The 19,221-nt window shown below is 62.9% G+C and carries 17 protein-coding genes; 14 read left to right on the top strand and 3 right to left on the bottom strand.

The window, feature by feature from the left end; genetic code table 11:
* Positions 1 to 26 precede the first annotated feature (26 nt).
* From hisS to FCK22_RS15575, 9 genes are all read left to right on the top strand, one after another.
* Positions 27 to 1,667: a histidine--tRNA ligase gene (gene hisS / locus FCK22_RS15615; RefSeq protein WP_067260852.1), complete on the top strand. Its 1,641-nt coding sequence runs from the start codon at positions 27 to 29 to the stop codon at positions 1,665 to 1,667.
* Positions 1,667 to 2,749 (top strand): ATP phosphoribosyltransferase regulatory subunit, encoded by a 1,083-nt coding sequence (locus FCK22_RS15610; protein ID WP_067260851.1) that lies wholly within the window; start codon positions 1,667 to 1,669, stop codon positions 2,747 to 2,749. The genes hisS and FCK22_RS15610 overlap by 1 nt, the downstream gene beginning before the upstream one ends.
* On the top strand, positions 2,746 to 3,435 hold the full coding sequence (gene hisG, locus FCK22_RS15605) for an ATP phosphoribosyltransferase (protein WP_067260848.1): 690 nt from the start codon (positions 2,746 to 2,748) through the stop codon (positions 3,433 to 3,435). The genes FCK22_RS15610 and hisG overlap by 4 nt, the downstream gene beginning before the upstream one ends.
* Before the next feature lie 211 nt (positions 3,436 to 3,646).
* Positions 3,647 to 4,462, top strand: coding sequence for an ABC transporter ATP-binding protein (locus FCK22_RS15600; RefSeq protein WP_067260846.1), 816 nt, complete (start codon positions 3,647 to 3,649; stop codon positions 4,460 to 4,462).
* A 73-nt stretch (positions 4,463 to 4,535) separates the two neighbouring features.
* Positions 4,536 to 5,540 carry a branched-chain amino acid ABC transporter permease gene (locus FCK22_RS15595; protein ID WP_067260843.1) on the top strand — a complete coding sequence of 335 codons (1,005 nt, stop codon included), beginning with the start codon at positions 4,536 to 4,538 and terminating at the stop codon, positions 5,538 to 5,540.
* Entirely contained in the window at positions 5,537 to 6,607 is a 1,071-nt protein-coding gene (locus tag FCK22_RS15590; RefSeq protein ID WP_067260836.1) for a branched-chain amino acid ABC transporter permease, read from the top strand. Before FCK22_RS15595 ends, FCK22_RS15590 begins: the two co-directional genes overlap by 4 nt.
* Before the next feature lie 28 nt (positions 6,608 to 6,635).
* A complete protein-coding gene (locus tag FCK22_RS15585) occupies positions 6,636 to 7,844 on the top strand; it encodes an ABC transporter substrate-binding protein (protein ID WP_231886255.1) in 1,209 nt (402 codons plus the stop codon).
* 3 nt (positions 7,845 to 7,847) lie between these two features.
* Complete coding sequence (locus FCK22_RS15580) at positions 7,848 to 8,690, top strand: ABC transporter ATP-binding protein (RefSeq protein WP_067260834.1); 843 nt, start codon at positions 7,848 to 7,850, stop codon at positions 8,688 to 8,690.
* 11 nt (positions 8,691 to 8,701) lie between these two features.
* On the top strand, positions 8,702 to 10,522 hold the full coding sequence (locus tag FCK22_RS15575; RefSeq protein WP_067260832.1) for a long-chain fatty acid--CoA ligase: 1,821 nt from the start codon (positions 8,702 to 8,704) through the stop codon (positions 10,520 to 10,522).
* 3 nt (positions 10,523 to 10,525) lie between these two features.
* Here the strand turns inward: FCK22_RS15575 and FCK22_RS15570 are convergent, their stop codons facing one another.
* Entirely contained in the window at positions 10,526 to 10,957 is a 432-nt protein-coding gene (locus FCK22_RS15570) for a DUF1489 domain-containing protein (RefSeq protein WP_136720548.1), read from the bottom strand.
* A gap of 155 nt (positions 10,958 to 11,112) precedes the next feature.
* Between FCK22_RS15570 and FCK22_RS15565 the strand changes: the two genes are divergently transcribed.
* From FCK22_RS15565 to rsgA, 4 genes are all read left to right on the top strand, one after another.
* The gene (locus tag FCK22_RS15565; protein ID WP_067260827.1) at positions 11,113 to 13,392 is read left to right on the top strand and encodes an adenosylcobalamin-dependent ribonucleoside-diphosphate reductase; all 2,280 of its coding nucleotides are present in this window, start codon (positions 11,113 to 11,115) and stop codon (positions 13,390 to 13,392) included.
* A 259-nt stretch (positions 13,393 to 13,651) separates the two neighbouring features.
* Positions 13,652 to 14,821, top strand: a complete 1,170-nt coding sequence (locus tag FCK22_RS15560; protein WP_067260824.1) for a MerR family transcriptional regulator — start codon at positions 13,652 to 13,654, stop codon at positions 14,819 to 14,821.
* A 62-nt stretch (positions 14,822 to 14,883) separates the two neighbouring features.
* Positions 14,884 to 15,423 carry an N-acetyltransferase gene (locus FCK22_RS15555; protein WP_067260823.1) on the top strand — a complete coding sequence of 180 codons (540 nt, stop codon included), beginning with the start codon at positions 14,884 to 14,886 and terminating at the stop codon, positions 15,421 to 15,423.
* 4 nt (positions 15,424 to 15,427) lie between these two features.
* Positions 15,428 to 16,504, top strand: a complete 1,077-nt coding sequence (gene rsgA / locus FCK22_RS15550; protein ID WP_067260820.1) for a ribosome small subunit-dependent GTPase A — start codon at positions 15,428 to 15,430, stop codon at positions 16,502 to 16,504.
* A gap of 63 nt (positions 16,505 to 16,567) precedes the next feature.
* Here rsgA and FCK22_RS15545 read toward each other — a convergent pair whose 3' ends face one another.
* Positions 16,568 to 17,560, bottom strand: a complete 993-nt coding sequence (locus FCK22_RS15545) for an IS1595 family transposase (RefSeq protein ID WP_169306096.1) — start codon at positions 17,558 to 17,560, stop codon at positions 16,568 to 16,570.
* A 317-nt stretch (positions 17,561 to 17,877) separates the two neighbouring features.
* Between FCK22_RS15545 and FCK22_RS15540 the strand changes: the two genes are divergently transcribed.
* Positions 17,878 to 18,987, top strand: a complete 1,110-nt coding sequence (locus tag FCK22_RS15540; RefSeq protein ID WP_067260816.1) for a hypothetical protein — start codon at positions 17,878 to 17,880, stop codon at positions 18,985 to 18,987.
* Between the two features lie 136 nt (positions 18,988 to 19,123).
* Here the strand turns inward: FCK22_RS15540 and FCK22_RS15535 are convergent.
* Positions 19,124 to 19,221 (bottom strand): transposase domain-containing protein (locus FCK22_RS15535; protein ID WP_136720389.1); only part of this gene is annotated, 98 nt, incomplete at its 5' end.

Genomic DNA, 19,221 nt, shown 5'->3' with positions numbered 1-19,221 from the left:
CAATTGATGCACCGAGGATCCTTGCCATGGCAAAGCCCAAGAAAACCCCCCGTCCCAAGGCGCAAACCCCGAAAGGGTTCCGCGATTATTTCGGGACCGAGGTGACCCATCGGGCCGAGATGCTGAACAAGATCGCCGCCGTCTATCACCGCTACGGGTTCGACGCGCTGGAAAGCTCGGGCGTGGAGACGGTTGAGGCGCTTGGCAAGTTCCTGCCCGACGTTGACCGCCCGAACGAAGGCGTCTTTGCTTGGCAGGAGGATGCCGAGGGCGACAAGCCCGGCGATTGGCTCGCACTGCGCTATGACCTGACCGCGCCCTTGGCGCGGGTCTATGCCCAGCACCGCAACGACCTGCCGATGCCCTACCGGCGCTACGCCATGGGCCCGGTCTGGCGCAATGAGAAGCCCGGGCCGGGGCGGTTCCGGCAGTTCTACCAATGCGACGCCGATACCGTGGGCGCGCCTTCGGTGGCGGCGGATGCGGAGATCTGCGCCATGCTGGCCGACTGCCTTGAGGAAGTCGGCATCGCACGTGGCGACTATGTGGTGCGGGTGAACAACCGCAAGGTGCTGAACGGCGTGCTCGAAGTGGCCGGGCTTTCGGGCGACGACAAAGAGGCTGAGCGCGGCATCGTGCTGCGCGCCATCGACAAGCTCGACCGGCTGGGGCCCGACGGCGTGCGCGCGCTTTTGGGTGAGGGCCGCAAGGACGACAGTGGCGATTTCACCAAAGGTGCGGGGCTGGGCGAGGCGCAAGTCGACACAGTGATGAGATTTGTCGGGGCAAATGAAACAATCGAAAGTCGCATCCGCCTTTTGGGTTCCTACGATATGACGGGCAATGATGCAGAAGGGCGACCGTTCCTACGCAAGTTCCGCGATCATGCTCAAGAAGTTGCTATGAACAGTAGTAACGAGGGTGTTGCGCCGAGTGAATTAAGAAATAAGCTAACAATTTCTTACCTACGAGAGATTGTCGAGGGTTCTGCAGTGGGGTTGGAAGGAGCCAACGAGCTTGGAGAGATTGCTGATCTCTTAAATGCTCAGGGCTATCATTCCGATCGAATTGTCGTCGACCCCTCGGTCGTGCGCGGCCTTGGCTATTACACCGGCCCGGTCTTTGAGGCCGAACTGACCTTCGAGATCAAAGACGAAAAGGGCCGCGCGCGGAACTTCGGCTCGGTCGCGGGCGGGGGGCGCTACGACGATCTGGTGAAGCGTTTCACCGGGCAGGAAGTGCCAGCGACCGGCGTCTCCATCGGTGTTGACCGTCTTCTCGCCGCGCTGGCCGCCAAAGGGCGGCTTGAGGCCGAAGCGACAGGCCCCGTCGTCGTCACCGTGATGGACCGCGACCGCATGGCTGATTATCAAGCCATGGTGGCCGAGCTGCGGCAGGCGGGCATTCGGGCCGAGGTCTACCTCGGCAATCCGAAGAACTTCGGCAACCAGATGAAATACGCCGACAAGCGGCAAAGCCCCGTGGTGGTCATCGAGGGCGGTGACGAAAAGGACCGCGGCGTGGTGCAGATCAAGGACATGGTGCTGGGTGCGCAACTGGCGCAAGAGGCCAGCCATGACGAGTGGAAAGAGCGCCCCAACCAATATGAGATGCCGCGCGGCGATCTGATCAAAGCGGTGCGCGATATTCTGGATCGGACAAGCTGATGCCCACACGTTCCGAAACGCTGGCGCGCGCGGCCTCCCTGCGCGCGATTTTCGAGGGGCAGGGCGCCGTTCTGGTCGAGCCGCCGATCTTGCAACCGGCGGACACGCTGCTGGACCTCTATGGCGAGGATATCCGCGCCCGGGCCTATGTCACCTCGGACGCGCTGCGCGGTGAGCAGATGCTGCGCCCCGATTTCACCGTGCCCGTAGTGCAGATGCATATGGCCCATGGGGCCGAGCCCGCGCGCTACACCTATTCAGGCGAGGTTTTCCGCCGTCAGGAACACGACCCGAACCGCGCCAATGAGTATATTCAGGTGGGTTTCGAGGTCTTCGACCGTGCCGATCCGGCGGCGGCGGATGCCGAGGTTTTCGCCCTGATCGCCGAGGCGATGCAGGGGCTGCCGGTGCGCCCGGTGACCGGCGACATCGGCGTGCTGATGGCGGCGGTGCAGGGCTTGGGCACATCGCCTGCGCGCAAACAGGCGTTGATGCGCCACATCTGGCGCCCACGCCGCTTTCGTGCGCTGCTTGACCGTTATGCCGGGCGCAGCCCTGTGCCCGCGGGGCGCAAGGCGTTGCTGGCCGAGGCCGAGGTGACATGCGACGCGCCGATGGTGGGGCTGCGCTCCCGTGCCGAGATCGAAGCCCGCGTCGCGGCCCTGCGCGAGGATGCGCAGACGCCGCCGATCTCTGCACAGCAGGTCGACCTTTTCGAGGCGCTGTTGGAGGTGCGGGAAACCCTGCCCAACGCGCTGAGCCGCCTGCGCGATCTGGCCGTCGACATGCCCGCCATCGGCGATGCCGTGGCCCGTGTCGCGGCCCGCGCCGATGCAATGCGCGCCCGCGGCATCGACACCGACGCGCTGCTCTTTGAGGCCAGCCATGGCCGGTCTTCGATGGAATATTACGACGGTTTCGTCTTTGCCTTCCGTGCCGCCTCGCGGCCCGATCTGCCCAGCATCGCCTCTGGCGGGCGCTATGACGCGCTGACCCGGCGGCTGGGGCAGGGCGACGAAATCCCGGCGGTGGGCGGTGTGATGCGCCCCGGCCTGATGCTGGAACTGGAGGCCGGGCAATGACGCTGAAACTGGGTGTGCCGTCTAAGGGGCGGCTGATGGAGAAGACCTTTGAATGGTTCGGCGCGCGCGGCGTCAGCCTGCAACGCACAGGGTCCGACCGCGAATATGCGGGCAAGGTCGAGGGGATCGAGGATGTCTCGCTCGTGCTGCTTTCGGCGGGTGAAATCCCGCGCGAACTCTCGGCGGGGCGGATCCATCTGGGCGTCACCGGCACCGATCTGGTGCAGGAAAAACTGGCGCTTTGGGATCAGTTGGTCGAACCGGTGGAAGAGTTGAACTTCGGCCATGCCGACCTAATCATTGCCGTGCCGCAGGCTTGGGTCGATGTCGACACGCTGGATGATCTCGACGCCGCCGCCGCCGCCTTCCGCGCCGAACATGGCTTCCGTCTGCGCATCGCCACCAAGTATCACCGGCTGGTGCGGGAATTTCTGCGCACCCATGGCGTGGCCGACTATGCGCTGGTCGACAGCCAAGGCGCGACCGAGGGCACGGTGCTGAACGAGACCGCCGAGGCCATCGCCGATATCACCTCCAGCGGGGAAACCCTGCGCGCCAATCACCTGAAGATCCTCAGCGACGGGCTGATCCTGCAATCGCAGGCGACGCTCTGGCGCTCGCGCATGGCGCCCCTAGAGGATCACAGCCGCAAAGCGCTGAAAACCCTGATCGCACAGCTGACCTGACGTAGCGTCACAGCCACGGGGTTTTCCCTTCCCTTCCATAGCATTGCACCTTCCGAGCCGCTCCGGCGCGGGGGCGCTTTCCCGCGCGCCTAACCGAAAGACTTGCGAGATGCCGCGCTTCGGATAGGGTGAAAGGGTCAACAGGCCGATACCACAAGCACCGCCAAAAGGGGCAGGGGTCGGGACATAGGGAGGATCCGTCGATGATCGGATGTCACGCGCCCCTTGCGGGGGGCCGCAGCCGTCGCCGCATGGGAGTGGGCGATTGCTGAGGGTTGAGGATTTGCATCTGTCCTTTGGCGGCATCAAGGCGCTGCAGGGGGTGAATTTCGAAGCCAAGGCCGGAGAGATCACCGGGGTGATCGGCCCCAACGGCGCGGGCAAAACCTCACTTTTCAATGCGATTTCAGGGTTTTACAGGCCCGACCGGGGCAGCGTTGCCTTTGACGGAGAGGATATCACCACGCTCAGCCCCGACAAGCGCGCAGGCCTTGGCCTCGCGCGGACCTTTCAGAACATCGCGCTGTTTCGCGGCATGACAGTGCTCGACAATATCAAACTCGGCGGGCACACGCGGCTCAAGACCAATGTCTGGCAGGCGCTGCGCTATTTCGGCGCGGCGCAGAAGGCCGAGCTGGAGCTGCGCCGCGAGATCGAGGAGCAGGTGATCGATTTTCTCGAGATCGACCATATCCGCAAATATCCGATCACCATGCTGCCCTACGGCTTGCAGAAACGGGTCGAACTGGGCCGCGCGCTGGCGATGCGCCCGCGTGTACTGCTGCTGGACGAGCCGGTTGCGGGCATGAACCGCGAGGAGACCGCCGACATGGCGCGTTTCATCCTCGACGTGCAGGAGCAATTCGGCACCACGATCCTGCTGGTGGAACATGACATGCACATGGTGATGGACATCTGTAGCCGCATCGTCGTGCTGAACTTTGGCCAGCAGATCGCCAGCGGCACGCCTGAGGAGGTCTCCAACAACCCGGCGGTGATCGAAGCCTATTTGGGGGCCGCGGCATGACGCCGATTTCTTTAAAAGAAATCGGGCCGGAATTTTTGAAAAATTCCGGGCGTATGGAAAGGGAGGCGCTCTGATGGGGCAGTTCGTGCAATTTGCGATCAACGGGCTGATGGCCGGGGCGATCTACGCGCTGATCGCCGTGGGCATCGTGAGCGTCTACAAGGCCACCAAGGTGGTGAACTTCGCCCATGGCTACCTGATCATGTTCGGCGCCTATTTCTATTTCACCTTCGCCGTGATCGTTCCCGCCCAGCCTTGGGCGCCCGCATGGCTGGCCTCGTGGCAGCCCGGCTGGATGGTCGAGATGCGGGGCGATTTGCCGATGTTTTCGCCCGTGGCGGCGGTGCTCGACTGGGTGGCGAACCTGCCGCGCATCCTGCTGGGACTGGCGGGGGCGCTGGTCTGCAACGCGATCCTCGGCCGGGTGATCGAGCGGGTGCTGATGCGCCCGCTGATGGGGCAGTCGATCTTTGCCATGATCATGGTGACGGTGGGGTTGATCTCGATCCTGTCGGGGGCGGCGCAGTTGATCTGGACGGCGGATGCCGCAAGCGTGCCCTATATCGCGCCTAACATGCCGATCCGCTTCGAGCTTTTCGGCACGATGATCTTCCTCTTCGGCACCGATCTGGTGAACATGGCCGTGGCGCTGCTGCTGTTTGGCGGCATCGTCGCCTTCGTGAAGTTCACCAAGGGCGGCATCGCCATCCGCGCCACGGCCGAGGACCAGTCCACCGCCTATTCCATGGGCATCTCGGTCCCCAAGGTCTTCTCCCGCGCCTGGGTGCTGGCCAGCACCACCGGAGCCATCGCGGGCGCAATCCTCGCCACGCGCAACGGCATTTCGCCAAGCCTCGGGCTCTTCGGCTTTTCGGTGCTAGCGATCGTGCTGATGGGCGGGCTGGATAGCTACGTGGGCGTGCTGATCGCCGCGATGGTGGTGGGCGTGCTGGAGGCCATGACCCAGTGGCAGATGGGCGGCGGCTGGGCCGAGATCGTGCCTTACGTCACTGTGCTGGTGGTGCTGATCTGGCGCCCGCACGGGCTGATGGGACAAAAGGAGGTCGAGCGGATATGATCAACGCCAATCTGAAGTCCAGCTATGCCGCCGACGAGCGGGTGCTGAACAACCGCTACAAACAGGCCTTTGTCTACGGGTCGATCCTTGCGCTTGTCCTGTTCACGCTGTTCGGCAACGACTACCTCATCCTGATCGCCAGCCAGATGGGCATCCTGTTGATCGCCGTGGTGGGGATCAACATTCTGACCGGCTATACCGGTTTGGTGTCGCTGGGCCACGGCGCTTTCGTCGCCATCGGCGCCTATGCGGTGACGATCTTCGGCAACCTCGGCGCGGGGGTGATCCCGGCGGGGTTGATGCCCTTCGTCTCGGTGCCCTTGGCCGTCGCACTGGCGGCGGCGGTGGGGGTGCTTGTGGGTCTGCCGAGCCTGCGGGTCAAGGGGCTCTACCTTGCCGTGGCGACGCTGGCGGCGAATTTCATCGTGATCTTTTTGATTGAGGAAGACCTCTTTGCCCCCTGGACCGGCGGCATGGTGGGGCTCAACACCAATGTGCCCAACTTGCTGGGCTGGGAGCTGGATACCAAGCGCGAAATGTTCGGGCTGATCGCCGTCGTCGGCCTCGTCTCGCTACTTGCGGCGCAGAACCTGATCCGCACCCGGGTGGGCCGTGCCTTCATCGCGATCCGCGACCGTGACTACTCCGCCGAGATCCTTGGCATCTCGCTTCTGCGCTACAAGTTGATGAGCTTCGCTCTCTCAGCGGCCTACTGCGGCCTTGCCGGGGCGCTCTTCGCCTATTTCTACGCCCGTATCCTGCCCGAGCAGTTCGAACTGGCGCTCTCGCTCAACCTCGTGGCGGCGCTGATCATCGGCGGCATGGGGCGCACGATGGGGCCGGTTTTCGGTGTCATCATCGTCGTCATGGTGCCCGAGGTGATCAAGGTGCTCTTCGGCGCGCTCGCCGGGGACAGCGCCGGGGCGGGGCAGCTGCGCGCACCCCTCCAGCAGATCGCCTTCGGCGTGCTGCTGGTGTTGTTCCTGCTCAAGGAGCCTTTGGGCATCAACCAGATCGTCGATCGCATCCTGCGCGCCGCAAACCGTTGGCCGTTTGCGCGCGGGTAATCAAAAGGCCACATCAGGGAGAAGACAGATGACCATGAACCGCCGATCCTTCCTCGCCACCACGGCTGCCGCGACGGCGGCCATCGGCACGCCGATGATCCTGCGTGCCCAGCCCAAGGAATATGTGCTCGGCGCCTCGCTGCCGCTCACGGGGCCCTTCGCCACGGCGGGGCAGTTGGTCGCGCCTGCCTTCGCCATGGCTGCGAAACTGTTCAACGACGAGGGCGGCGTGGCCGGTGTGCCGATCCGCTTCGTCACCGAGGATTCGGGCTACGTGCCGCAGAACGCGCTCAATAACTACCAGCGCGCGCTGGCCTCGGAAGGCAAGAACATGATCGGCTATTTCGCCGACAGCACCGGCGCGATGAAGCTGATCGCGCCTGAACTCAAGGGCGAGAACGCCCGCATCATGGGCTCGACCTCCTTTGCCTCGGAACTGGCAAACCCCGAGACGCACCCCTACCAGTATCTCTCGGGGCCGACCTATCAGAGCCAGTTCGATATCCTGCTGCAGAACATCAAGAACGAGGGCGGGCAGAAGGTGGCCTTCATCTTCTCCAACACCGAGTTCGGGCGCGATCCGATTGAGCATGGCCGCAAGACCGCCGAGGAACTGGGCCTCGAGGTCGTGCTGGAGGAAAGCACCAAGGCCGAGGGCGCTGACATTCCCACCCATGTCACCAAACTGGCGCAATCCGGTGCGGATCACTGCATCCTGCAGGGCTATGTCACCGGCGTCTGGCCGCAGCTGATCGACGGCGCGCGGCAGTTTGGCCTGCCGGTCAAGTTCAAGGGCACCTTCTGGGGCATGGAGAAACTGATCGCCGACCGGATCACCGCCGAGGCCGGGCCCTTCCTTGCGGGCTACGAAGGCGTCATGCCCTACCGCTATTTCTACGACCGCGAAGACGCGCCGCGCTACCAGCAGTATGCCGAACTCAGCAAGCAGATGTTCGCGGGCACGCCGCTGGAGAACTACATGTCGACATGGGCGATCCAGACCATGTGCGGGCTGGAGATCGCCATGAAGGCCTTCCGCGATACCGCCGAAGCCGGGCTGGAACTGACCCCCGACAACATCGCCGAGAAGCTTTCGGGCATTTCGGACTGGGATTCGGGCGGCTTCTTTGGCGGGCCCGTGAGCATGGAGAACAACGCCATCGGGACCGGCCGCGTCTATGGCTACAACCCGGAGGATGGGCTGTTCACGCCGAAATCGGACTGGTTCACCGTTTGATGAATGCGGGGCGTCCGGCGGGCGCCCCACACCCTAGAGAAAGGAGCGCCCGTGCTGACCATCGAGAACATCGAAGTGACCTACCACCACACGGTGCAGGCGCTGCGCGGGCTGTCGCTGGAGGTGCCCGACGGCAAGATCGTCACGCTTCTGGGCACCAATGGCGCGGGCAAGACCACGACGTTGAAGGCGGCGAGCAACCTGCTTGGCCTCGAGAACGGCGAGGTGGGCGAGGGGCGGATTTCCTTCAAGGGCCAGTCGATCATGTCGATCCAGCCCGACCGTCTGGTGCAGCAGGGGCTGTTTCACGTGCGCGAGGGGCGGCGGATCTTCAGCGAGATGACGGTGGAGGACAATCTGATCGCCGCCTCCTACGCGCTGGACCGGCGGCAGGCGAAGCCGGATTACGACAAGGTCTATGCCTTCTTCCCGCGGCTGAAGGAGCGGCGGCGGCAGATCGCGGGCTATCTCTCGGGCGGGGAGCAGCAGATGCTGGCCTTTGGCCGGGCGATGATCGCGCGGCCCGAGCTCATCCTGATGGACGAGCCGTCGCTCGGGCTCGCGCCCAAGGTGGTGGCTGAGATTTTCGACACGATCAAGCGGCTGAACCAAGAGGACGGCACCGCGATCCTGCTGGTGGAGCAGAACGCGGGCGTGGCGTTTTCGGTGGCCGACTACGGCTACATCATGGAAAGCGGCCAGATCGTCATGGAGGGCGATGTGGAGAAGCTGCGCGGGGACAAGGACATCCAGTCCTTCTACCTTGGCATGGGCGAGGAGGGCGGCGCGCGGCAGTCCTTCCGCGACGTGAAACATTACAAGCGCCGCAAACGCTGGCTCAGCTAGGGAGGCCCGTGATGGCATTCGACGAGTTCAAGGGCGACTTCGCGCCGCTGGTGCGCATGGTGCACAACCATGCCAAGAACCGCCCCGATGGGGTGGCGATGCGGCAAAAGGAATTTGGCATCTGGAACGAGATCACCTGGGCCGGCCTGCAGGAGATCATGCAGGCCGCCGCCGCAGGGCTTGTCGATCTGGGTCTGAAAGCGGGTGATCACGTCGGCATCCTGAGCGAGAACCGCAGCGAATGGGTGCAGGCGCAGTTCGGCATCAACGCGGCAGCGGGCGTGGTCGTGGGCATGTATCCCACCAGCCCGGCGGCGGAGTTGGAGCATCTGATCAACGCCTCGGACAGCACGGTGCTGTTCATTGAGGATCAGGAGCAGCTCGACAAGATCAAGGAGTTGGGTGACCGAGTGCCGCAGCTGCGCCAGCTGGTGATCTTCAACCCCAAGGGCACGCGGGGCGAGGACCTGCTGGGGCTGATTAGTTTCGACGATCTGCTCGACCGGGGCCGGGCGCGGCTTTCGGAACTGCAAGACGACCTGCGCGCGCGGCAGGCGGGGATCGAGCCCGACGACACCGCCATGATGGTCTTCACCTCCGGCTCCACCGGGCTGCCCAAGGCGGCGGAGATTTCCTATGGCAACATCCACGCCGGCGTGGGCGTGGCGCACGATGTCTTCGGCGACTACCCGCCCGGGACGGATGTGCTGAGCTACCTGCCCTTGTGCCACATCGCGGAACAGGCGGTGACGGTGATCAACGGGCTGGCGCAGCAGTTTGTGATGAACTTCGGCGAGAGCCTTCGGACCATCACGCTCGACCTGCGGGAGGTCGCGCCGCAGGTGTTCTTCGGCGTGCCGCGGATCTGGGAGAAGATGCAGGCGGGCGTGCTGGTGCAGGCGCAGACCGCCGGAAGGATCAAGGGGCCGATGACGCTGATGGCGCTGAAGGGCGCGCAGCGGCGCGGCATGATCCGACGCGACAAATGGAGCGCCGGGGACCGGCTGGCCCATGCCTTCTGGGATGCGCTGATCTACCGTCATATCCGCAGCTATCTCGGCCTCGGGCGGACCAGTTTCGCGATCTCCGCCGCCGCACCGATCAGCGCCGAGCTTCTGGGTTTCATGCGCGGGATCGGCGTGAATATCCGCGAGGCTTGGGGGATGTCCGAGACCTCGGGCGTGGGCACGATCCAGCGCTCCTGGGGCCAATGCGACGGGCGCATCGGCTTCCCGGTCAGCGGGGTGCGCACCAAGATCGCCGAGGATGGCGAGGTGCTGTTCTCGGGTGGGACCATCTTCAAGGGCTATTACAAGAACCCCAAGGCCACCGCCGAGACGATCCGTGACGGCTGGCTGCATACCGGCGACGTGGGCCGCGAGGAGGCCGACGGTTCGATCACGCTAATCGACCGCAAGAAGGACATCATGATCAATGCCGCGGGCAAGAACCTCGCGCCCGCGCATATCGAGAATGTCATCAAGGCCAGCCCCTTCATCAAGGAGGTCGTCGCCGTGGCCGACAAACGGCCCTATGTGACGGCGCTGGTGCAGATCGACATGGATACGGTGCGGCTCTGGGCCGAAGGGCATGGGATCGCCTATACCACTTTCCGCTCGCTCGCCGAGCACCCCAAGGTGCAGGAATTGATCGACGCGGAGGTGGCCAAGCAGAACCGCGATCTGGCGCGGGTCGAACAGGTCAAGAAGGTCTGGCTGATGCGCAAGGAGCTCGATCACGACGACGGTGAGGTAACCGCGACGATGAAGGTGCGCCGGGCCAAGGTCTACGAACTCTATGGGGATCAGATCGAGGCGCTCTACGCCGACTGAGGCTCAGAGCACGCCGATCTCGGCCAGCGCGCGGTTCAATTCCACGGGCAGTTCCGCCTCGGCCTCGCGGCCCTCGGGCAGGTCGGGCGGCGCGTCCTCCGGCTTGAGGTAGCGCCAGCCTTGGAAGGCGCGGCGCAGGCTGTTCTGGGTGCGGATGATCTCGGGGTCCAGCACGATGGCGCAGCGGCGGATGCCGTCGGCGCGGGTGACCTCTTCCAGCCGGACGATGCGCTGGCGGGCTTGGATCACGCCTTTGATGACCCAGTAGATCGAGCCGCCGTTGAGAATCTCGGCCTCGCGCTTGGGCCACATGCGGGTCACATGGCGCGGCAAGCCGTCATGCGTGCGCACGTCCTTGCGCGCCTGCCATTTGGCAAGGCTTTCGACGCCTTCGGTGCCGACCGAAAGCTTTATCAGGTTCATTTTACCGGTCACATCGCCCCCCAGCGATTCCTTTGATCCACGCCATATAAGGTAGTTGGATTTCAATCACATGCAAATTCTTGTATGATGGAGCGCAATTTTCCGGTTTTCACTCAGGCAGAGCCTAGCTAATAAGAGCCCCTGCCATTGACCTCAGGAGTTACCTCATGTCCCGCTTTACCGCCCCGATCGCCGAACAAATCTGGGATATGAAATACCGTTTTAAAGGGGCCGATGGCACCCCGAAGGACGTCACGGTCGAAGACACATGGCGCCGCATCGCTCGCGACCTCGCGCAGGTCGAATCGAAGGCGGATGTTTGGGAAGACAAGTTTTTCAACGCGCTGGAGGATTTCAAATACCTCCCCGCGGGCCGCATCACCGCAGGCGCCGGCACCGCGCGCCGCGTGACGCTGTTCAACTGCTTCGTCATGGGCACCGTGCCCGACAGCATGTCCGGCATCTTTGACATGCTGAAAGAGGCCGCGCTGACCATGCAGCAGGGCGGGGGAATCGGCTATGACTTCTCCACCATCCGCCCGCGCGGCGCGGATGTGCTGGGCGTCTCTGCGGATGCCTCCGGCCCGCTGTCGTTCATGGATGTCTGGGACGCCATGTGCCGCACCATCATGTCCGCAGGCTCCCGCCGCGGCGCGATGATGGCGACCATGCGTTGCGACCACCCGGATGTGGAAGATTTCATCGCCGCCAAGTCCGACCCCGCGCGTCTGCGCATGTTCAACATGTCCGTGCTGGTCACCGACCCCTTCATGGAGGCCGTGAAGGCCGACGGCTCGTGGGACCTCGTCTTTGGCGATAAGGTCTACAAAACCGTGCAGGCGCGCGATCTGTGGAACAAGATCATGCAGGCGACCTATGATTACGCCGAGCCGGGCGTGATCTTTATCGACCGCATCAACGCCGCGAACAACCTGAACTATTGCGAGACCATCGCCGCCACCAACCCCTGTGGCGAGCAGCCCCTGCCGCCCTATGGCGCCTGCCTTCTGGGCTCGATCAACCTTGCCCGTCTGGTCGCACAGCCTTTCGAGGACGACGCCCATCTCAATCAAGACGCTATGAGCGAGTTGGTCGCCACCGCCGTTCGCATGATGGACAATGTTGTCGACGTGTCGAACTTCCCGCTGCCCGAACAGGCTGCCGAGGCGCAGAACAAGCGCCGCATCGGTCTGGGCGTCACCGGCCTTGCCGATGCGCTGTTGATGGTCGGCCTGCGCTATGGCTCTGACGAGGCGGCGGCCCAGACTGAGGCATGGCTCAAAGCCATCGCCCGCGCCTCCTATCTGGCAAGCGTGGAACTGGCGAAAGAGAAGGGGGCCTTCCCGCTCTTCGATGCCGAAAAGTTCCTCGCCTCCGGCACCATGCAGCAGATGGACGATGACGTGCGCGAAGCGATCCGCGAGCACGGTATCCGCAACGCGCTTTTGACCTCCATCGCCCCCACCGGCACGATCAGCCTCTACGCGGGCAACGTGTCCTCGGGGATTGAGCCGGTCTTTGCCTATGCCTACACCCGCAAGGTGCTGCAAAAAGACGGCAGCCGGACCGAGGAAGAGGTCGTCGATTACGCCGTGCAGATGTGGCGCGAGCTGAAGGGTGACGCGCCGCTGCCCGACTATTTCGTCAACGCCCAGACCCTGTCGCCCGCCGACCACGTCAAGATGCAGGCCGCGGCGCAGAAATGGATCGACAGTTCGATCTCCAAGACCATCAACTGCCCCGAGGACATCTCCTTTGATGCCTTCAAGGACGTCTACATGCAGGCCTGGGACACCGGCTGCAAAGGCTGCACCACCTATCGCCCCAACGATGTGACCGGTTCGGTTCTGAGCGTCTCTTCCGAGAAGAGCGACAAGGCCCCCGCCGACAGCCCCGATCAGGTCAGCGAAGGCGGCGAGATCGTCTATATGTCCGATCCGCTGGACCGCCCCGCGGAGCTTGAGGGCAACACCTACAAGGTCAAATGGCCCGACAGCGAGCACGCGCTCTACATCACCATCAACGACATCGTGCTAAACGGCCACCGCCGTCCCTTCGAGGTCTTCATCAACTCCAAGAACATGGAGCATTTCGCCTGGACCGTGGCACTGACCCGCATGGTTTCCGCCGTGTTCCGCCGTGGCGGTGACGTGTCCTTCGTGGTGGAAGAACTGAAAGCCGTCTTCGACCCGCGCGGCGGGGCTTGGATGCAGGGCAAATATATCCCCTCAATCCTCGCGGCCATCGGCGGCGTGATCGAGCGCCACATGATCGCCACCGGCTTCATCGCGGGCGAGGGCATGGGTCTGAAGACCGACCCGCAGGCGAAGGTCGTGGGCCTCGACGCCCCGCGCGGCAAGTCTTGCCCGTCTTGCGGTCAGTTCGACATGCGGATGGTCGAGGGCTGCATGACCTGCGGGAGCTGTGGGCATAGTAAGTGTGGGTGAATTCTGGGGGTGAATTGTTGAAGCGACCACCAAAACTTGACCACGGACACGTTAAGATGACCATTTGACGACCAAGTCGCGTCCATCTCCAAGTTCTTTGGTAATATAAACAAAAAGTTTGGGGGTGTCCGCAAAACGTGTTGGTCAACTATGCGGACGGAGCCGACTTTCTTCCTTGCCGAAGCTTGACCTGTCTATAGCTTCACACCTTATGACAGCTTCAACGGTCAAGAATCAGTGTTAGCGGGTAGGGCGACGGATGTATCGGATTTCGGAACTGGCGGAGAGCGTGGGCCTTTCGCGCACGACGTTGCTCTATTACGAGAAGCTCGGCCTGCTGAAGGGCAAGCGGCAGGCGAATGGCTATCGCGTATATTCCGACGCTGACCGGCAGCGGCTGCGTCTTATGCAGCAGCTCCAGGCAGGCGGCCTCAGCTTGGAGGAGTGTCAGGTCTGCCTCGATGGAAAGCTCGACCGCGAGATGCTGGGCCATCGGCTTGAGACATTGGAACGCGAAATCACCGAGAAGACGCGGTCGCGAGACCTGCTCGCAGCGCTCCTCGGGCGCGGCAGCCTGAAGGACTGGCACGAGGAGCTCGAGCGCGTGGCGCCCGAACTGCACCGCGCCTGGCTGATGATGCAGGGTTTTTCCAGTGAGGAGGCCGCGCGGGTCGCGTGGCTGTCGAGGGACATGAACGCACACGACGACTACATGGCCTGCTTCATGGACGTCTTCTCCAGCCTCGACTGGTGGGGGCCGGCGACCGAGGTCGCGACGCGAAAAGCGCTCGCCATGGTGCCCTTCGCGCCCAGAACGATCCTCGAGATTGGCTGCGGCCCCGGCATGGCGACGATGGTTCTGGCCGAGGCGACCTCGGCGCGCATCCTGGCGACCGACACGGACGCGGGTGCGCTCGAGCGGCTGCGCGAGCGGTTGGCGACTGCGGACCTCGGCGACCGGGTGGCGGTGCGAAACATGGACATGGCGCAGCTGCCTCTGCCGGACGCCCCGTGGGACGTGATCTGGGCTGAGGGCAGCGCCTACATCATCGGCGTCGAGAGTGCGCTGCGGAACTGGCGGCCCCTCCTGCGTCCCGGCGGCGCGCTCGTCTTCTCCGAAATGGTCTGGCGGACCGAGACACCGCCCGAGGAGCTGCGCGCCTACTGGGCCTCGGCATACCCGGCGATGACCCGCGTGCCCGTCCTGCTCGCACAGGCGAAACGCGCCGGCTTCCGCTTGCTCGGGCATTTCGACATGGGGCGAGAGGCGATGGACACCTACTACCGCCCGCTCGAGGCGCGCGTCGCTGAGATGGAGCAGCGGCTGGAAGGCACGCGGGTGGTGGAGGATCTGCGCGCGGAACTGGCCGCCTACCATGCCTGCGACGGGATCGTGAGCTTCGAGATGTTCGTGCTGCAAAAGTCCTGACGGGCAGCGCGAACCGATTTCCCAACAACTGGCGGGTTCAGCCCGCCGATGGAGACATGACAATGAACTTTTCAACGGATTACGAGACACACGCCAACGCGATCACGGGTCTCTTCGCATCAACTTTCGCTGCTTCGGAGGGCGCGGAGGAAGGCGCGGTGGTCGGCGCCCTTGCGCGCCGACTGATCACGGAGACACCCGCTAAGGATCTGCGCGTCTTCACCGCCTGGGCGGACGGCACGCTACTCGGTAATATCATCTTCACCCGCCTCACCTACGCAAACGATCCGCGCACGGTCTTCATGATGGCCCCTGTGGCGGTGTCCACTGCGCATCAGGGCAAGGGCATAGGGCAGCGGCTGATCGCCCACGGTCTCGACTTGCTCAGGCAGGAGGGCGTGGATATCGCCGTGACCTATGGCGACCCGGCCTTCTATGGCCGCGTCGGGTTCAAACCCGTTTCGGAGGCTGACCTTCCCGCGCCACAGCCGCTCCAGCAGCCACACGGCTGGATCGCCCAAAGCCTTACGGGAGTGCCGCTGTCGCCCCTGCGCGGGCCTGCGCGTTGCGTTGCAGCTTTCGACGATCCAGCGCTCTGGTAGACCGATGATCCGCGACTACTCCGCCTTCCTGCCGGATGCCACACCGGCGCGACGCGCACCCTCGGCGCTGGAACGCCTCGGCTGGGGCCCAGCCTTGGCCAGCCAGATCGACGTCGAAGCCTTCACCGAAACGCCCCCAGTTCGCGTGGTCGCGGTGCATCGCAGCGGGTTGCAGGTGGCGGGCGACGGCATCGACGAGACGATCCCGCCGGGACCAGAGGCAACCGTGGGAGACTGGCTGTTGCTCGATCGCGCGCGCCCGCGGTCGAGCAGGGTGCTGGATCGCAAGAGCCTGATCAAGCGCCGAGCGCCGGGCACCGGCCGCGAGGTGCAGCTGATCGCGGCGAACATCGACACGATCTTCGTCGTCACATCCTGCAACGCGGATTTCAACGTGGCGCGGTTGGAGCGCTACGTTGCGTTGGCCTTCGAAGCCGGGATCGAGCCGATGATCGTCCTGACGAAAGCGGACATCGCAGAGGACACCGTGCCCTACATCGACGCTGCGCAGGCCGTGTCCGAAAGGGTGCCCGTTGTGGCGCTGGACGCCCGCGGCGCCGAACCGGTTGAGGCGCTGGCCGACTGGTGCAAGCCCGGCCGCACCGTTGCTTTCCTCGGCTCCTCCGGTGTCGGCAAATCCACCATGACGAACGCGCTCCTCAGCACGCAGGCCATCGCCACGCAAGACATCCGCGATGACGATGCCAAAGGTCGGCACACAACGACCCGGCGCGAGCTGCATGCCACGCCGAGCGGTTGCCTCGTTCTCGACACGCCGGGCATGCGCGAATTGCAGCTGACCGACGCCGCAGCAGGCATCGCCGACGTGTTCGAAGATATCGAGGCGCTGGCCGCGAACTGCCGTTTCACCGACTGTCAGCACAAAACCGAACCCGGCTGCGCCATCCTGGCCGCGATTGAGGGCGCCAGCCTTGACCCCGCCCGGCTCGCCCGCTGGCGCAAGCTCCAAGCCGAGGACGCCTTCAACTCTGCCAGTCTCGCGGAACGCCGAGAAAAGGATCGTGCTTTTGGCAAGCTCGTGCGCAGCGCAATGAAGGCGAAATCGGATCGAGAGCGATAGGTCCAAGCCCTACAAACCCGGTCCGTTTCAGGCTTGAAGCGGACCTCTGCCATGACACCAGATTTACGATGCGCGGACAAGTTCCGCGGGTCGTATCCCCTCCAGTCTCACCTCGAGCCAACGGATGTAGCCGCTGAGGTTCTTGCTGGCCGGACCACAGAAGGGCTTGATGAACCTCTTGTAGCAGGCGTGGAGTGAGTTCACATTCTGGATGTGATAGCAGCCTGAGGCCACGCGTTTGCCGGGCTTGCTGCCGACCACAAAATGCTCCAGTTGGCGTGCCGCCGCGAGGTTCCTGTAGCCAGTTCCTCCGTCCGAGCAGAGCACGGCATCATCCGGAACCAGAGGCTTCATGGCGCGCTCCACGGTGGCACTCTTGCGGTTCGGTAGCCGCCGAAAAAGGCGAGAACCGCCACGGTCGGCGACCGTGAGGATGGGGAGTTGCCAGCTTGAGAGACCACGCATCATCTTCAGCCCTTGTGTCGTGAAGTCTTCCCAACGAGGGCGCGGCGGCCGCGGGACGTTCTGCGGATCGGCGAAGTGGCGGACCCATTCTCGAGACCCCTTTCGAGACTCTCGCTGGTAGGTCTCGTCCGCCTCGATGATCCCAGAAAAGCTCGCCGATGAGATGCTGCTCCCGATGATCGAAAACACCAGAATCCGCCAGCGCCAGACCGTGTATTTGTTGAGCCCGAGCCGTCTCGCGAGCTTGCGCACCGACTGCGGTGCAGAGGTGCCCAACATATCCCGCAGCGCCACCATGAACAGGTCTGGGCGATGGATGCGGCCGATGGCGCTGCCCGTTCGTCCCGAATAAGCCTTCTGGCAACCGGTGCAGCGGTAGCGCTGGATTTTGGTCCGCGTGCGGCCCAACTTCTGGCGGCGCTCGTCGCCGCAGAAGGGGCACTTGTGATCTTGGTTTGTCCGTGCTTCGATCTCCGAGATCGCTTCCGTCTTTCGTCGGAGATCCTGGATTTTCGTTTGTGCGTCCTCGATCTGGGCCGGGTTCAGGTCTTCGAGGGCATCGAGAAAACGGCGAAAGTCGTGGTGTAGCAAGGGCATCCTCCGCGGGAAAAGCGGAATAATATAGGCCTTTCTTCAAAATAACGAAGCGCACCAACACAGTTTGCGGACACCCCCAAAAGTTTTGGCCATTTGGCGCGTATAAATGGCCAATTTCCCAGTATTGGTGTCTTTTGCCACCTTGACGTCATATATCGGTGGGTTCAGCCCTTTCCTTGGACGTGGGGGCAGAAGGCTTTCGACTGAAAGGCGTTTTGAACTTAGGTGATGCCAAACTCTTGGTCATATGGGGCGGCAGAACGTGTTCTTGGAGACTTGCAAAGTGAACCAAGCCGCAACAATGATGGCGAATGTCCTTAGAAAACCTCATCAAATCTATACGTTCACGACTTGAGGAAGGCGCATACCAAAACGAGGCCGCAGTCTCGGTTGGTGTCGTCCTCCCAATCCTTCGGTCACTTGGGTGGGATGATGCTGACCCCGCTCAAATTGTTCCGGAGTTCTCGATGCCAGGTGGTCGGGTAGATTTTGCCCTTTTTGGTGGCGTGAGGCAGCCAAGCGTCTTCATCGAGGTCAAGGGGGTGGGGCGCGCTGGTTTCGGAGATAAACAATTATTCGAGTATGCTTTCCACAAAGGTGTTCCGATTTGCGTTCTCACGGATGGCCGGGAATGGAGCTTCTACTACCCGCCAGGGGAGGGCGATTACTCGCAGCGCCGAGTTCAAAAGCTCCACCTTGTCGAGCGAGACCAAAATCAGCTGGAGGAAACATTCAGGCGTTATCTTCAGAGAGAGAGGGTGAGGACGGGTGAAGCCCGAGATGCGGTTGATGTGGACTTCCGTGATCTGCGGTCTCGTCGAGAGGCACAGCGCAGCATACCACAAGCATGGCAGTCATTGGTGGGGGAACCGGAAGAGCTGCTGGTAGAATTGCTTCAAGACCAAACTGAAGCGATTTCTGGCGTCAGGCCGTCCAGCACTGCTGTTTTGGCGTTCCTTCAATCACTTTCGCTCACGAAGAGCGTTGACCAACTCGTGGTGCCAAAAGCGGTCGAGGCTTCAGTTAGACCCGCGAAGCTCGTCACGCCATCCAAGACGAACAGCTCACCCAGTTCCAGTGGTAGACAGGTTGCTTTCGAACTTTTCGGTGAGGCGAGAACAACTAACACGGCGAAGTCAGCGCTGGTGGAGATTCTTGGTGAAATTGCGAAACGGTATCCCGATCGAATGGTCGATATCGCACGCGCTGCTCGTGGCAAATCTCGCAATCACATCGCGCGCTCACCGGAGGAAATCTACCCAAAGCGGCCAGATTTGGCTCGCGCGGAAGAGATTATTGATGGTTGGCTAATCGGGACAAATATCGCCAATCGAGAGAAGCTGAGGATTATTCAGGCGGCTTGCAATGCCGTGGGTTTGACCCTCGGAAAAGACGTTGTCATAGACTTTCCAAATACTTAGGAGTGCAACACAGGCGATATAACCCGCCGAGGCCAAGTCGACCCGTCCTTCAGTTCGTACCGTTGCCAAATACGAATGCTGCGCTGTGAACGAATGGTCGGTCCTATGTAAGCGGTAGCTGGACAGCACCATCCACTTAGCTTGACGGTTTGAAGTTCCACGGGAGCAGATCGTCGAGGCGACTTTGCGGATGACCATTGGCGATCGCTGTCAGGGTTGTCTTGAGATAGGCGA

The sequence above is a fragment of the Sulfitobacter sp. 15WGC genome (assembly GCF_005068605.1).
GTDB lineage: Bacteria > Pseudomonadota > Alphaproteobacteria > Rhodobacterales > Rhodobacteraceae > Sulfitobacter > Sulfitobacter faviae.
Note: the sequence above shows the minus strand (reverse complement) of the source record. Positions and strands in the feature narration are given on the sequence as shown.